The 14,362-nt window shown below is 68.5% G+C and carries 14 protein-coding genes; 8 read left to right on the forward strand and 6 right to left on the reverse strand.

The features are described from left to right. Positions 1–69: 69 nt before the first annotated feature. From dnaX to BXA03_RS04230, 5 genes are all read left to right on the forward strand, one after another. Positions 70–2,052, forward strand: a complete 1,983-nt coding sequence (gene dnaX, locus BXA03_RS04210; RefSeq protein ID WP_076504178.1) for a DNA polymerase III subunit gamma/tau — start codon at positions 70–72, stop codon at positions 2,050–2,052. A 49-nt stretch (positions 2,053–2,101) separates the two neighbouring features. Continuing rightward, positions 2,102–2,434: a YbaB/EbfC family nucleoid-associated protein gene (locus BXA03_RS04215; RefSeq protein WP_017759408.1), complete on the forward strand. Its 333-nt coding sequence runs from the start codon at positions 2,102–2,104 to the stop codon at positions 2,432–2,434. A 22-nt stretch (positions 2,435–2,456) separates the two neighbouring features. Then, positions 2,457–3,047 (forward strand): recombination mediator RecR, encoded by a 591-nt coding sequence (gene recR / locus BXA03_RS04220; RefSeq protein WP_076504181.1) that lies wholly within the window; start codon positions 2,457–2,459, stop codon positions 3,045–3,047. Between the two features lie 10 nt (positions 3,048–3,057). Further along, positions 3,058–3,450: an MAPEG family protein gene (locus BXA03_RS04225; RefSeq protein ID WP_076504841.1), complete on the forward strand. Its 393-nt coding sequence runs from the start codon at positions 3,058–3,060 to the stop codon at positions 3,448–3,450. A 215-nt stretch (positions 3,451–3,665) separates the two neighbouring features. Next, positions 3,666–4,700, forward strand: a complete 1,035-nt coding sequence (locus BXA03_RS04230) for an ABC transporter substrate-binding protein (RefSeq protein ID WP_076504184.1) — start codon at positions 3,666–3,668, stop codon at positions 4,698–4,700. A 12-nt stretch (positions 4,701–4,712) separates the two neighbouring features. On the opposite strand, the gene BXA03_RS04235 is transcribed toward BXA03_RS04230, so the two are convergent. Continuing rightward, the gene (locus BXA03_RS04235; RefSeq protein ID WP_076504187.1) at positions 4,713–6,314 is read right to left on the reverse strand and encodes a transglycosylase SLT domain-containing protein; all 1,602 of its coding nucleotides are present in this window, start codon (positions 6,312–6,314) and stop codon (positions 4,713–4,715) included. Beyond that, positions 6,311–7,099 carry a hydroxyacylglutathione hydrolase gene (gene gloB, locus BXA03_RS04240; RefSeq protein ID WP_076504190.1) on the reverse strand — a complete coding sequence of 263 codons (789 nt, stop codon included), beginning with the start codon at positions 7,097–7,099 and terminating at the stop codon, positions 6,311–6,313. Before gloB ends, BXA03_RS04235 begins: the two co-directional genes overlap by 4 nt. Between gloB and BXA03_RS04245 the strand changes: the two genes are divergently transcribed. Together BXA03_RS04245 and rnhA are read left to right on the forward strand one after the other, a co-directional pair. Next, positions 7,098–7,874, forward strand: a complete 777-nt coding sequence (locus BXA03_RS04245) for a class I SAM-dependent methyltransferase (protein ID WP_200803328.1) — start codon at positions 7,098–7,100, stop codon at positions 7,872–7,874. The two genes, gloB and BXA03_RS04245, sit on opposite strands and share 2 nt — an antisense overlap. Continuing rightward, positions 7,871–8,320, forward strand: a complete 450-nt coding sequence (gene rnhA, locus BXA03_RS04250) for a ribonuclease HI (protein WP_076504195.1) — start codon at positions 7,871–7,873, stop codon at positions 8,318–8,320. Before BXA03_RS04245 ends, rnhA begins: the two co-directional genes overlap by 4 nt. 57 nt (positions 8,321–8,377) lie before the next feature. Here rnhA and glp read toward each other — a convergent pair whose 3' ends face one another. From glp to moaA, 3 genes are read right to left on the reverse strand one after another with little or no spacing between them, the layout of a single operon-like run. Then, a complete protein-coding gene (glp, locus tag BXA03_RS04255) occupies positions 8,378–9,673 on the reverse strand; it encodes a molybdopterin molybdotransferase MoeA (RefSeq protein WP_076504198.1) in 1,296 nt (431 codons plus the stop codon). Positions 9,674–9,723: 50 nt separating this feature from the next. Then, complete coding sequence (mobA, locus tag BXA03_RS04260; RefSeq protein WP_083715901.1) at positions 9,724–10,380, reverse strand: molybdenum cofactor guanylyltransferase MobA; 657 nt, start codon at positions 10,378–10,380, stop codon at positions 9,724–9,726. A 53-nt stretch (positions 10,381–10,433) separates the two neighbouring features. Next, complete coding sequence (moaA, locus tag BXA03_RS04265) at positions 10,434–11,567, reverse strand: GTP 3',8-cyclase MoaA (RefSeq protein WP_076504204.1); 1,134 nt, start codon at positions 11,565–11,567, stop codon at positions 10,434–10,436. 288 nt (positions 11,568–11,855) lie between these two features. On the opposite strand from moaA, the gene BXA03_RS04270 reads away from it, so the two are divergent. Then, a complete protein-coding gene (locus tag BXA03_RS04270; protein WP_076504207.1) occupies positions 11,856–12,782 on the forward strand; it encodes a ZIP family metal transporter in 927 nt (308 codons plus the stop codon). A gap of 15 nt (positions 12,783–12,797) precedes the next feature. Here BXA03_RS04270 and BXA03_RS04275 read toward each other — a convergent pair whose 3' ends face one another. Beyond that, the gene (locus BXA03_RS04275) at positions 12,798–14,231 is read right to left on the reverse strand and encodes an aldehyde dehydrogenase family protein (RefSeq protein WP_076504210.1); all 1,434 of its coding nucleotides are present in this window, start codon (positions 14,229–14,231) and stop codon (positions 12,798–12,800) included. Positions 14,232–14,362: the final 131 nt, after the last annotated feature.

Here is a 14,362-nt window from a genome sequence, read left to right on the forward strand (position 1 = left end):
GGCCTGCATGCCATCCCGCCGCGGCGGGCCATCCCGGGCGCGATGGGACCGCCTCTTAGAATCGACCGGATGTCCTACCTCGTGCTCGCCCGCAAATACCGTCCTCGCAATTTCGGCGAGATGGTGGGGCAGGAGCACGTGGTGCAGGCCTTGAGCAATGCGCTCACGCAGCAGCGGCTGCACCATGCCTACCTCTTCACCGGCACGCGCGGTGTGGGCAAGACAACCGTCTCGCGCATCCTGGCCAAGTCGCTCAACTGTCAGGGGCCGGACGGGCAGGGCGGCATCACCGCCACGCCCTGCGGCGTGTGCCAGGCCTGCACCGACATCGACGCCGGCCGCTTCGTCGACTACACCGAACTGGACGCGGCTTCCAACCGCGGTGTGGATGAGGTGCAGGGCTTGCTGGAACAGGCTGTCTACAAGCCAGTGCAGGGCCGCTTCAAGGTCTTCATGATCGACGAAGTGCACATGCTCACGAACACCGCGTTCAACGCGATGCTCAAGACGCTGGAAGAGCCGCCCGAATACCTCAAGTTCGTGCTGGCCACCACCGACCCGCAGAAGGTGCCGGTGACGGTGCTCAGCCGCTGCCTGCAGTTCAACCTACGGCCGATGGCGCCCGAGACGGTGCTGGAGCATCTGACGCATGTGCTGGGCGCCGAGCGGATCGAGGCCGAGCCGGGTGCCCTGCGCCTGCTGTCGCGTGCGGCGCGCGGCTCCATGCGCGATGCGCTGTCCCTCACCGACCAGGCCATCGCCTATGGCAATGGCAGCCTGGCCGAGGGCGGCGTACGGCAGATGCTGGGCAGCGCGGACCGCGGTCATGTGCATGCGTTGATCGATGCGCTGGCGCGCGGCGACGGAGGCACCGTCGTCGAGACGGTCGAGGCCATGCGTGTGGCCGGCCTGGCCGCTGCCTCCACCTTGGAAGAAATGACGGCGGTGCTCCAGAGCATGGCTGTGCTGCAGGCCGTGCCCTCGCGTGCGGCGGCCATCGATGCCGCGGACCCGGATGCGGCCGAAGTCGCTCGGCTGGCCGGCAGCATGCCCCCGGACGAGACGCAACTGCTCTACAGCATCTGCCTGCATGGCCGCTCGGAGTTGGGTCTGGCGCCCGACGAGTACGCCGGGCTCACGATGGTGTTGCTGCGCCTGCTGGCCTTCAAGCCTTCGGGCGGGGCTGAAAAAAAAAGTCCGCTGAACGCTGAAGCGCGGCCGCCGGCCGGGGGCGTTGCGACGACGTTTGCGACGCCGTCAGCCCCCACCGTGGCGAAGGCGGCGGTTGCGTCGGCGCCCGCTCCCGTCATGCCTGCCGTGCCGACGCCGGTGGCGCAGGCGGGCCGGCCCTCCGCCGTGCCGACGCCCGGCGCGGACCGTGGATCGCCGGTGCCTGTGCCTGTCGCCCCCCGTGGTGACGTGGAGCCTGCGGTCGCCCCCCATCCGCGTCCCGCAATGGCCGGGGCCGGGTCTGCGCCCGCCTCTGCCCATCCCGTGCACCGACTGCCCGTGGTCGACATGCCGGCCCGTGGCGCCTCGGTGTCGGCGCGGCCGGTGTCCTCCACCGAGGAGCCGGACACGCCCGTCGTCGCTGTCCCCTTGCGTGTGCAGCCGCCCCCCGGTGCGCGCGAAGCGCCGCGCGAGTCCGCGGCGGCGCGCATACGTCCCAGCGAAGAGGGCGACTTCTGGCACCAGACCGTGATGGGCCTCGTAGCCGCAGAGGCGATCAACGCGCTGGCGCGCGAGCTGGCGTTGCAGTCGCAGCTGGTGGCGCGCGACGTCGACCAGTGGCTGCTGCGCGTGGAGCGCGAAACCCTCAATCAGGGCGCGAGCCGTGAGCGATTGCAGAATGCGCTGGCTGGCGCCGGCCATGCCGTGCGGCTGGCCATCGAGGTCGGCGCGGTCGTCGACAGCCCGGCGTTGCGCAACAAGGCCGCGGCCGAGGCCCGGCAGCTCGCGGCCGAGCAGGCCATCATGGGCGACCCCGATGTGCAGGCCCTCATGCGCCAGTGGGACGCCCGCATCGTGCCCGGCTCTCTCAAGCCGGCCTGACCCTAATCTCCTGAAACCCCATCTCCAGACCTAAGAAGGAACCCGCCCCATGTTCAACAAAGGACAACTTGCCGGCCTAATGAAGCAGGCGCAGGCCATGCAGGACAACCTCAAGAAGGCCCAGGAAGAGCTGGCCCACATCGAGGTCGAAGGCGAGTCCGGCGCCGGCCTCGTCAAGGTCGTCATGACCTGCAAGCACGACGTCAAGCGCGTGACCATCGACCCGAGTCTGCTGGCCGACGACAAGGACATGCTCGAGGATCTGGTGGCTGCGGCCTTCAATGCCGCAGTGCGCAAGGCTGAGGAGACCAGCGAGCAGAAGATGGGCAAGATCACCGCCGGCATGCCGGGCCTGCCTGGCGGCATGAAGTTCCCGTTCTGAGCCTCGCGACAGCCCCCGAACGATGTCCGACGCCCATTCGCTCGACACGCTGATCGAGGCGCTGCGGCGCCTGCCGGGCGTGGGCGCCAAATCGGCCTCGCGCATGGCCTTCCATCTGCTGCAGCACGACCGCAATGGCGCCCAGGTGCTGTCGCGCGCGTTGCAGGACGCCGTGCTGCAGGTGCACCACTGCAGTCGTTGCAACACCTTCACCGAGGCCGAGCTGTGCGACGTCTGCCGCGACCCGCAGCGGGATGCCAGCAAGCTGGCGGTGGTGGAAACCCCTGCCGACCAGGCCGCGCTGGAGCGCACCGGCGCCTTCCGCGGCTATTACTTCGTGCTGATGGGCCGCCTGAGTCCGCTCGATGGGGTGGGGCCACGCGACATCGGCCTGCACCAGCTTGTGGCCCGGGCGACCGACGGGCATGTGAGCGAGGTGATCGTGGCCACCAATTTCACTGCCGAAGGCGAAGCGACCGCGCATGTCATCGCCGAAGCGCTTCGAAGTCGCGGCCTGACGGTCACCCGGCTGGCGCGCGGCGTGCCCGCAGGAAGCGAACTGGAATATGTGGACCTGGGCACCATCGCCCATGCGCTGGTCGATCGCCGCTGAGGAGCAAGGCATGGGTACGAGTCATCTGACATTGGCGTACTGGTGTGTGCTGGCGGCGGCGTTGCTGCCCTATCTGACGGCCTACATCGCCAAGGCGGGCGCGTTTGCGGCCTGCGACAACGACGCGCCGCGTGCATGGGCTGGCCGGCTGGAAGGTTGGCGCGCGCGCGCCATGGCGGCGCACACCAACGGTTTCGAAAGCCTGCCCTTCTTTGTCGGGGCGGTGGTGATCGCCCATCAATACGGCGCCGCACAGGGCCGGCTCGATGCGCTCGCCGTCGCGTATGTGCTGCTGCGGGTGGTGTTCATCTCCCTGTACATCCGCGGTCGAAGCACGATGCGCAGTGCCGTGTTCGCACTGGCCTTGCTGGTCAACATCGCGATCCTCTTCGTCGGGCGCTGAGCCAAGAGCGACGGCCCCGTGACCGGGGATGCCAGGGATGCGCCGTTCCGTGGAAACCCATGTGGGGATGGTCCGGATGCTCCTGCACGGCCACGCCTTCTAAGCTCGTGGCAACCTGCTGAGGTGTCCCGGCCGCTGCTCGCAGCGATGCGCCAAGATGGCGGACAGCGCACCGGACGTGCCTCGGTTCTCGCCACAGAGGAACCACCGTCGCCATGCTCCACCGCCGCGCCTTCTGCGCCGCGGCCGCCGCGGGTGTCGCGCTGGCCATCGCGCCTGGCGTGCGCACCCAGCCGCGGCTCGAAAAGACCCGTATCGTCATCGCCGTGGCGGGCAAGGCTTCGTTCTATCACCTGCCGCTCACGCTCGCCGAGCAACTGGGCTACTTCCGGGCCGAAGGACTGGACGTGGAGGTGATGGACCATGCCGCGGACGTGCGCGCCTCCCAGGCCCTGCTGTCGGGCAGCGCGGACATCTGCGCGGGCACGTTCGAGCAGACGCTGAGCCTGCAGTCAGGCGGCCAGTTCTTTCCATGTTTTGTGCTGCAGACCCGTGCGCCGCAGGTGGCCATGGGCACATCCACCAAGGGCTTTGCCTCGTACCAGGCCGCGGCCGATCTGCGCGGGCGGCGGGTCGGTGTCTCGGCTGTCGGCTCGCCGACGCACATGATGGCCAGCCTGGTGGCTCTGCGCGGCGGTCTGCGTGCGGGCGATGTGCAGTACGTGGGGGTCGGCTCCTCCGCGGGCGCACTCGGCGCGCTGCGCTCCGGCCAGGTCGACGCCATGAGCAACATCGAGCCCGTGATGACCATGCTCGAGCAGAAGGGCGACGTGAGGCTCATCGCCGATTGCCGGACCTTGCGGGGCACGTCCGAAGTGTTCGGAGGCCCCATGCCGGCGGCGTGCCTCTATGCGTCAGAGGACTTCCTGCGGCGCGCACCCCATACCGGGCAGGCCGTCGCCAATGCCATGGTCCGCAGCCTGAAATGGCTCCAGACGGCAGGACCGGGCGACATCATCAAGGCGATCCCCGAAAGCCAGCTGCTCGGGGACCGGGCGCTGTATCTCGCCGCCTTCGACAAGGTGCGCGAATCGATCGCGCTGGATGGTCTGGTTCCGCAGGAAGGGCCGCGTACGGCGCTGGCGGCCATGACCGCCTTCGACGTCAACTTCAGACCGGAGCGCATCGAGCCGGCCAGGCTTTACAACAACGACTTCGCCCTGAGGGCCAAGGACCGGTACAAGGCCTGACCCGCGCCGTCCTCAGCGCTTCTTCTTGGACGGCGAGCCGCCGCGCGGTGCACCCGAGACGGCTTTCTTGGAACTTGCGGTGGTCTTGCTGGAGGCGGGCACAGCGCGGGTGGACACCGATGTGACCGCCGCACGGGGAACGCCGCCGCCCCGCTTGCTGGTGACCACGGCATGCTTGGCGCCCGTACCCACGCGTTCGGCGGCCGCCGCGCGCACCGGCAGGTACACCACGACCTGGAAGCCGCGCTTGAAGCGATGGCTTGCCGCCACGTCGTTCCACTGCGCCACGCGCGCTGGGCTCAGCTTGTAGCGGTTGGCGATGGTGGTCACGCTGTCGCTGCGGCCCGCCTTGACGACGGTACGGCGGGTGACGATCTCGGGCTCGAAGCTCAGGTGGCCGGTCTCGGCCACCACGGCCGCCACGTCTTCCTTGACCCGGGCCGTGCGCGGCACGATCAGCGTGGAGCCCGACTTGATGAGCATGCGCGGCGGCACGTTGTTCATCGCGCGCAGGTCGGCCTCGCTCATGCCCGCGCGTTGCGCGGCATCGGCCACTGTCATGGTCGACGGAACGGTCCAGGCCGTCCAACTGGCGTACTGCCCCTGGCTGTAGGCTTCGAAGTTGCGCTTGAAGACCGCGGCGTTGTCCCAGGGCAGCAGGATGGGCGTGCCGCTCGCGGCCAGCAGCACCGGCTTGTGCGCGGCCGGATTGAGTGCGCGGAAGTCCTCGATGCGCACGTCGGCCAGCTTAGCGGCCAGTTCCACGTCGAGGTCTCGCTTGAGCTCGACGGTCTGGAAATACGGGTGGTTGGCGATGAAGGGCAGGTCGACACCGAACTGCTGCGGGCTCGCGACGATGTTCTTCACCGCCTGCAGCTTGGGCACGTAGTAGCGGGTCTCGTCGGGCATCTTCAGGTCGGCGTAGCCGGTGGGCAGGCCGGCCTTCTGGTTGCGCGCGATCGCGCGGCCCACGTTGCCTTCACCCCAGTTGTAGGCGGCCAGCGCCAGCTGCCAGTCGCCGAACATGGTGTAGAGCCGCTGCAGGTAGTCCAGGGCGGCGCGGGTGGAGGCGACCACGTCGCGCCGGTCGTCGCGGAACAGGTTCTGCTTGAGGTCGTAGTCGTTGCCCGTGGCGGGCATGAACTGCCACATGCCCGTGGCCCGTGCGCTGGAGACCGCCTGCGGGTTGAACGCGCTCTCGATGTAGGGCAGCAGGGCCAGCTCGGTCGGCATGCCGCGCCGCTCCAGCTCTTCGACGATGTGGAAGATGTACTTGCTCGACCGCTCCGTCATACGCTGGATGTAGTCGGGCCGGGTGGCGTACCACTGCTCCCGGTCGCGTACGAGGTCGCTGTCCAGGTCGGGCATCTTGAAGCCGCGGCGGATGCGGTCCCACATGTCCGTGGGCGGCGCCAGGGTGACCACGCTGTGGCCCGACCATTCCTGGCTGCTCGGCACGAGGGGCTTGAGCCCGCCGCGGGGATAGACCGGAGCGGCGGCAGGTGAGGAGACCGCAGCCGCGGCCTGGAGCGCCTTGGAGTCGGGTGGAGCGCTGGCGCAGCCGGCCAGGAACAGCGAGGCGGCCACCATGGCGGCGGCAATAAGTCTCTTCATCGGAAGTCGTTTTTCCATTGGCGCAGGGCGGCGAAGACGGCGACCTCGTCATCTGGCTGCACGCCAGGCGCGTGCGCCTGGACGGCGGCGATGACGGTGCCTTCGCGCGAGCGCAGAAAGGGATTGATGTGGCGCTCCGTTGCCAGTTGGACCGGCAAGGTCGGGCGCCCCTGGGCGCGCAGTGCCTGGCAGTGGCGCTCATGGTCGATCAGCGCGGCATTGCCGGGTTCCACTGCCAGGGCGAAGCGCAGGTTGGAAAGGGTGTACTCGTGCGCGCAGCACACCTGGGTGTCGTCGGGCAGGGCGGCCAGCGCGTCGAGCGAGGCCAGCATCTGCGCCGGGGTGCCCTCGAACAGGCGGCCGCAGCCGCCCGAAAAGAGGGTGTCGCCGCAGAAGAGCAGCGGACGGGAAAGAGGAGTGGGCGTGCCCCGCAGGACGTATGCGATATGACCGGCGGTATGGCCCGGCACGTCGATGACGTCGAAGCGCAAGCCGAGTGCATGCGCATGGTCGCCACCGCGAACCGGCGTGAAGGGCTCGGGGATGTTTTCGGTGGCGGGACCGAAGACCTGCGCTCCCGTGGCCTCCCGCAAAGCGGCCACGCCGCCCGTGTGATCGCCGTGATGGTGTGTGACTAGAATCGCCGCCAGTTCAAGCCCGGGCTCCCGGGCCAAGGCGTCGAACACTGGTCCGGCGTCGCCTGGATCCACCACGGCGGCCTGCCCGTCGATCTGGAGCATCCAGATGTAGTTGTCGGCGAAAGCAGGCAACGGAACAAGGGTCATGACCGGTCAAATTATAAAGTTGGGCGAATGGTTGAAGACCCCGCCCGGCCGCCTGCTGCAGGCCTGGGAGGCGTCGCAGTTCGACGAGGCGGTGGTCGACATCTTCGGTTATCACGCGCTGCAGTTGGGCTGCGCGGAGATCGACACGCTGCGCACCAACCGCATGCCGCATCGCTGGCTGGCCGGAGGCTCCGAGGAGCCGAAGGCAACATCGGCCGGCCTGCTGACGGATTTTTCGGCCTTGCCTTTCGGCGCCAACAGCCTGGACCTCGTCACGCTGCCCCACACGCTCGAACTGGCAGCCGATCCGCACACCACGCTGCGCGAGGTGGAGAGGGTGCTGGTGCCAGAAGGCCGCGTGGTCGTCTGCGGGCTGAACCCGGCGAGTCTCTGGGGCCTGCGGCAACGCCGGGCCCGACTGTACCGGCATCTGGGCGGCGGCGAACTTTATTTACCGGGCCCCTCCGAACTCATCAACTACTGGCGTCTGCGCGATTGGCTGCGGCTGCTGGGCTTCGAGGTCGAATCCAGCCGCTTCGGCCTGTACCGGCCGGCCGCGCGCGGAGAGGCCTGGCTGCAGCGTTACCGCTGGATGGACGATCTGGGCGAGCGCTGGTGGCCCATCTTCGGTGCCGCCTATTTCGTCGTGGCGGTCAAGCGCGTGCGCGGCATGCGCCTCCTGCCGACCGACTGGAAGCGGCGGCCAGCCCTGGCGGCAGCGCCCCGGCCGATCGCCGGTCGGACGTCCCGCACTGGAAAGAAACACAACCCTTGAACGAAGTCACGATCTACACCGACGGTGCCTGCAAGGGCAATCCCGGCCCTGGCGGCTGGGGGGCCTGGCTCAAATCCGGCACCTATGAAAAAGAACTCTTCGGCGGCGAACTGGACACCACCAACAACCGCATGGAGCTGATGGCGGTGATCGAGGCGCTGGCCGCGCTCAAGCGGCCTTGCCGGGTGGTGCTCTTCCTGGACAGCCAGTACGTGCGCCAGGGCATCACGGCCTGGATCCGCGGCTGGAAGGCCAAGGGCTGGCGCACGTCGACTGGGCAGCCGGTCAAGAACGTGGAGCTCTGGAAGCGGCTCGATCAGCTGGTGGCCGATGGTGGGCATCAGATCGAGTGGCGATGGGTGCGCGGGCACTCGGGCGATCCGGGCAATGAACGGGCGGACGCACTCGCCAACCGCGGCGTGTTGCACGCACAGGGCAGGGCCTGAAGCGACGGCGGCCTGGCAGGTGCCCGCGTGCTCGGGGCAAGGCTTGCTTTGAGATGCTCAGAGCAGGCCGTCCAGCAGCAGCACATCCACCTCGTCACCCGCCTGGACGCTGGCCTGGTCGTGCGGAAAAACGATCAGCGCATTGGCGCCCACCATGGCACTGAGTACTGCCGAACTCTGGCTGGGTGCGACGTCCACCACGGGCAGGGCGCCGGGAACCTGGCGCAGCATCGCGCGCTGGTACTCGGTACGGCCGGCGCGCTTGCGCAGCGCGTGGCTGGTGCGTGCGCGCACCAGGGGCGGCATCGGCGCCAGGTCCGCGCTGCGGCCAGCCAGTTGCAGCAGAGCCGGCCGTACAAACAGCAGAAAGCTCACCACGGCGGCCACCGGATTGCCGGGCAGGCCGAAGAACAGGCTCGGCGCGCTGCTGTCGTTTGCGAGTACGCCGGCGGCAAAGGGCCGGCCGGGCCGCATCGCCACATGCCAGAACGCCAACTCGCCCGCGTCCGCAAGCGCTGCACGCGTGTGATCGGCCTCGCCCACGCTGACGCCACCGGAGCTGATGACGGCATCGGCCTGCCTGCTGGCGGCAGCCAGCACGTCTGCCAAGGTCTGCGCGCTGTCGGGCACTGGGCCGAGGTCCACCACGTCGCAGCCCAGCCCCCGCACCAGGGCCGAGAGCGTGGCGCGGTTGCTGTCGTAGATGGCGCCGGGGCGGGCGGGTTCGCCGGGCTGGAGCAGTTCGTCCCCTGTCGACACGATGGCCACGCGAAGCCGGCGCCGCACGGCCACATGCGCCTGGCCGAGGCTTGCCAGCAGTCCGAGCGCCGGCGCGTTGAGAGGGGTACCCGCAGCGAGGGCGAGGCCGCCGGCGCGCAGGTCCTCACCCGCTTCGCGCCGGTGCGCGCCGGCGGCAACGGCACGGCGATCGAAGCGGACCCGATCTGCCTCCGTGCGACACAACTCCTGCGGCACCACGGTGTCAGCGCCTGTCGGCATGACGGCGCCCGTCATGATGCGCAGGGCTTCGCCTGCACCGAGCCGCCCCGTCCAAGGCGCGCCGGCGCGCGCGTGGCCCACGACGTGAAGCGTCACCTCGCCGGTGCCGGCATCCAGCGCCGCGCCGGCAAAGGCGTAGCCATCCATCGCGGCGTTGTCGTGTGGCGGCACGGAGACGGGCGACAGAACGTCCTGGGCCAGGATGCGCCCCAATGCATCGCCAAGCGCGACCCGCTCGGTCGGCAGGTCCTTGCATCCACGAGCCACCAGATCGGCGATGCGGCGGTGGACCTCGTCGACGTGCAGGTCGGCCGTGGCGCCGGCATGGAAGGAGTTCTGGGGTGAAGAAGTCATGGCAGCGGGGCGCGCCGACGCGGCGTGGGGAAGAAAGAGTATCAGCCGCCTCAGCGCATGCGGTTGAGGGCCGCGAGCTCGTCGAGGGTGTTGATGTTGGCGAAGGCGGACGGATCGTCCGGGCGGTCGAAAGCCACCCGCAGGGCTTGCTCGCTGCGTGCCCAGCCCATGACGCGGCGCTCGCCCCGCGTCAGCCAGGCCCGCAGACTGGCATGCAGGCGTGCCTGCACCAGGCAGAACACGGGTTGAGGCCGGGCCTCGCCGCCGTCGCCTGCATCGACCACCGGTATGGCCAGGGCTGCATCTGCCTTCTGGGCGGCATGGAGCAGTCGCGCGGCGAGATCGTGCGGAACGCCGGGCACGTCGCAGGGCACCGTCAGAAGCCATGTCGTTGTGCAACGTTCCATCGCCGCCAGCATGCCCGCGAGCGGCCCGGCAAAGCCCGGAATGTCGTCCCGCACCACCGGAGCGCCGAAACCTGCGTAGGTTTCGACGTGTCGATTGGCGCTGATCAGGCAGGTGCCCACCTGCGGTTGCAGGCGACTCAGTGCATGACGGGCGAGCGGCTGCCCCCGGTAGCTCTGCAGGCCCTTGTCTGCGCCGCCCATCCTGCTGCCCATGCCACCAGCCAGGACAACCCCTGTGATGGCATCGATCGCTGCTTCGGCTGGCACCTGGGGCAAATGGCTGGCAGTGCTCATGGGCATTCGTGCAGATTCGCGCAGGGTCACGTCGTCTGCGCGGCGACCGCAGCGCAGGGTCAACCGCCGATGTAACTCATCTCGACGCGTCGGGGCGCGGACCCGTCGGCTGCACGGTCGGCCTGACGGCCCGCGCGCAACTCGGAATAGCGGTCGTCGCGCTGCGTCCAGATGCCGCGAATGGTGCGGGCCAGGGCCTCGTCATCGGCTCCGCCACGCAGCAACTGCCGCAGGTCGTGACCTTGCGTGGCGAACAGGCACAGGTAGACGCGGCCTTCGGTCGACAGACGGAGCCGGCTGCAGTCGCTGCAGAAGGCCCGGGTGACACTGCTGATGACGCCGATCTCGCCACGACCGTCGGCATAGGCCCAGCGCTGCGCGGTCTCGCCCGGCGCGCTGGCCACCAGGGGCCGCAGCGGAAAGTCGGTGGCAATACGCGCCACCACCTCGGCCGACGGCATCACCTCGTCCATGCGCCAGCCGTTGGTGGCACCGACGTCCATGTATTCGATGAAGCGCAGCACCACGCTGCCGCCGTGCCGTTGCCGGAAGTGGCGCGCCATCGGCAGGATCTCCTGCTCGTTGGTGCCGCGCTTGACCACCATGTTGACCTTGATCGGGCCCAGCCCTGCTTCATGCGCGGCGTCGATGCCGGCCAGCACGTCGGCAACCGGGAAGTCCATGTCGTTCATCCGGCGGAAGATGGCATCGTCCAGCGCGTCGAGGCTGACGGTGACGCGCTGAAGGCCGGCAGCCTTCAGTGCCCGCGCCTTGCGCGCGAGCAGCGAACCATTGGTGGTGAGCGTGAGGTCCAGCGGCGACCCGTCGGGGGTGCGCAGTGCGGACAGTTGCTCGATCAGATGCTCGATGTTCTTGCGCAGCAGCGGCTCCCCGCCGGTCAGGCGGATCTTGCGCACACCCTGGGCGACGAAGACGCGGGCGAGCCGGGTGATCTCTTCGAAGCTCAGCAGCGCCGAATGCGGAAGGTAGGCGTGGTTCTTGTCGAACACCTCCTTGGGCATGCAGTAGCTGCAACGAAAGTTGCAGCGGTCGGTCACGCTGATGCGCAGGTCGGTCAGAGGCCGTCGCCGTCGGTCTTGCAGGACGCCATCGCCCAGCGCGTCGGCATCGCCCAGCACGGGCAGGGGCGCGTCGCGGCGCTGGTCGACCAGGGGGATCACGCGGGGGGCCATGGAAGTGGGAGGAGGATGTCCGGCCGGAACGGCAGGGATGCGTCAGTTTATCGATGGGATGGTTTCGAGCACGACGTGGGGTCGGCCCCTGCGTTAAACCTCGGCGCCAGGCACCTCGGGACGATGCGCGATGACGCAGGAGCGACAAGACCTCCGAGTCCGCTGGTAGCGCGACCGGCGTCCGGACTACAACGCGGCTTCCAGGCCGATGGTTCACTCACGTCGCTCGAGCCCTGAAGGCGCGAGTCATCGGCGCGCCGGAACGACGATGCAACCGAAGGACCGACCATGAACGACCCCGATACCGTTGTCTGGCGTGCGCCACGCGGGCAACCACGTACCGCCCGGCGCTGGCTGGGCCTGGCGATCATGGGGGTGGGTGTGCTGGTCCTGCTGGGCCAGTTCTGGTCTCTGGTGGAAAGCAGCGACGTGGTGCGACAGGCGCTGGTGGGCGGATCAGTCGCCGCGCTTGCCACCGCCCTCGGCACGCTGCCGGTGCTCTTCTCACAACGCCTCTCTGAGAGGGTGCAGGACACGCTCTTCGGTTTCGGTGCTGGCGTCATGCTGGCGGCATGTGCCTTCTCGCTCATCCTGCCCGGACTGGAGGTTGCCAAGGAGCAGGCGCTGTTTGGTGGTGGCCGTTGGTCGTCGGGCGGGGTGATCGGCGCCGCGATCCTGATGGGGGCGGCCGCGCTGATGGCAATGGAAAAGCTGCTGCCTCACGAGCATTTCATCAAAGGGCGGGAAGGGCGCGATACGGATGCTGTCCGCACCCTTCGGCGAACCTGGCTGTTCGTGATCGCCATCGCGTTGCACAACCTGCCCGAGGGGCTGGCCATCGGCGTCGGCTATGCGGGCAACGATGGGTTGCGGGCCAACGCCCTTGCCACGGGCATTGCGATCCAGGACGTGCCGGAAGGCCTCGTCGTCGCCGTGGCGCTGCTGGCGGCAGGCTACGGACGCGGAATCGCCGTGTCGCTCGGCATGGCGTCAGGGCTCGTGGAGCCCGTGGGCGCCGTGCTCGGCGCCGCCGTGGTCGAGCATTCGGCGCTTCTGCTGCCCTGGGGACTGGGCTTTGCAGCTGGTGCGATGCTGTTCGTCATCAGCCACGAGATCATCCCGGAGTCTCATCGCAAGGGCCATGAAGCCTTCGCGACAGGCGGGCTGATGGTGGGATTCGTGTTGATGATGCTGCTGGACACCGCACTCGGCTGAGCCTTACCCGGCGTATCAGCCGTGGCGGATGGCGACCGTCTTCATAGTGGTGAAGCCGTAGAGCGCCTCGAAACCCTTTTCGCGGCCATAGCCCGATGACTTCACGCCGCCGAACGGCAGTTCGACCCCACCGCCTGCTCCATAGTTGTTGATGAACACCTGTCCGCTGTGCAGCCGTTTGGCCATGCGGAACTGACGCGAGCCGTCACGCGTCCACACGCCGGCCACCAGGCCGAACTGGGTGGCGTTTGCCAGTCGCACGGCCTCGTCGTCGCCGTCGAAGCGCATCGCGGCGAGCACGGGCCCGAAGACCTCTTCCTGCGCGACGCGATGGTCCACGGGGACGTCTCGCAGGAGCGTGGGCGCCTGATAGAAGCCCGACTCGGGCGCTTCGTCGACGACCTGTCCTTGGGCCACCATGGGAATGCCGGCGGTCTGCGCGTCGGAGAGGAAATCCCATACGCGCTGCTGCTGGCTCTGGCGGATCAGCGGGCCGAGGTCCAGGTCCATCGCCGCGGGGCCGACGCGCAATTTCTCGAAGGCGGCGCCAAGGCGGTCAAGCAGCGACTCGTAGATGCTGCCTTCGATCAGCACGCGCGAACCGGCCGAGCACGTCTGGCCGGAGTTCTGCACGATCGCATTGATGAGCACCGGCACGGCCGCATCCAGGTCGGCGTCGGCGAACACGATCTGCGGGCTCTTGCCACCCAATTCGAGCGTGACCGGACAGTGCCGTTCGGCGGCGACCTGCTGGATCAGCGTACCGACGCGGGGGCTGCCGGTGAAGCTGATGTGGTCGATGCCCGGGTGGCGCGCCAGCGCATCGCCCACTTCATGGCCGTAGCCAGTGACGATGTTGATCGCACCGGCCGGAAAGCCCACCTCTGCCGCCAGTTGCGCCACGCGGATGAGCGACAGACAGGCGTCTTCGGCCGGCTTGACCACGCAGCAGTTGCCCGCCGCCAGTGCGCCGCCCACGCTGCGGCCAAAGATCTGCATGGGGTAGTTCCAAGGGATCACGTGGCCGGTCACGCCATGCGGCTCGCGCCAGGTCATGACGCTGTAGCCGTCCAGGTAGGGAATGGTTTCACCATGGAACTTGTCGCAGGCGCCGGCATAGAACTCGAAGTACCGGGCCAGCGCCAGCGCGTCCGCACGGGCCTGCTTTGTCGGCTTGCCGCAGTCGCGCTGCTCCAGCGCGGTCAGTTCGTCCGCATGTTCAGCGACCTTCAAGGACAGGCGGTACAGCAGGCGCCCGCGGTCTGCGGCAGAAAGCCGGGCCCACGCGCCCTCGTAGCAGGCGCGCGCGGCCTGCACGGCGGCATCGATGTCGCGAGCATCACTGCGTTGCAATTCGTCGAAAGCCTGGCCGTCGGAGGGATCCAGAACGGGAATCACGCGGCCGCTCGCCGACGCGGCATGCTCATTGGCGATGAAATTCAGTTGCATGCCCCCATTGTGGAGGAGGCGTCGTCCCCGCGCCGCCCCAGCGCTCGCGGGGATAATGTCCCTCGTCAAACCAGAAAACCGGAAATCGCCGAAAATCACGACATGCCGTGCATGTACTCCCCACTTCTCTC

The organism is Pseudacidovorax sp. RU35E (assembly GCF_900156165.1).
Classification (GTDB): Bacteria; Pseudomonadota; Gammaproteobacteria; order Burkholderiales; family Burkholderiaceae_C; genus Xenophilus.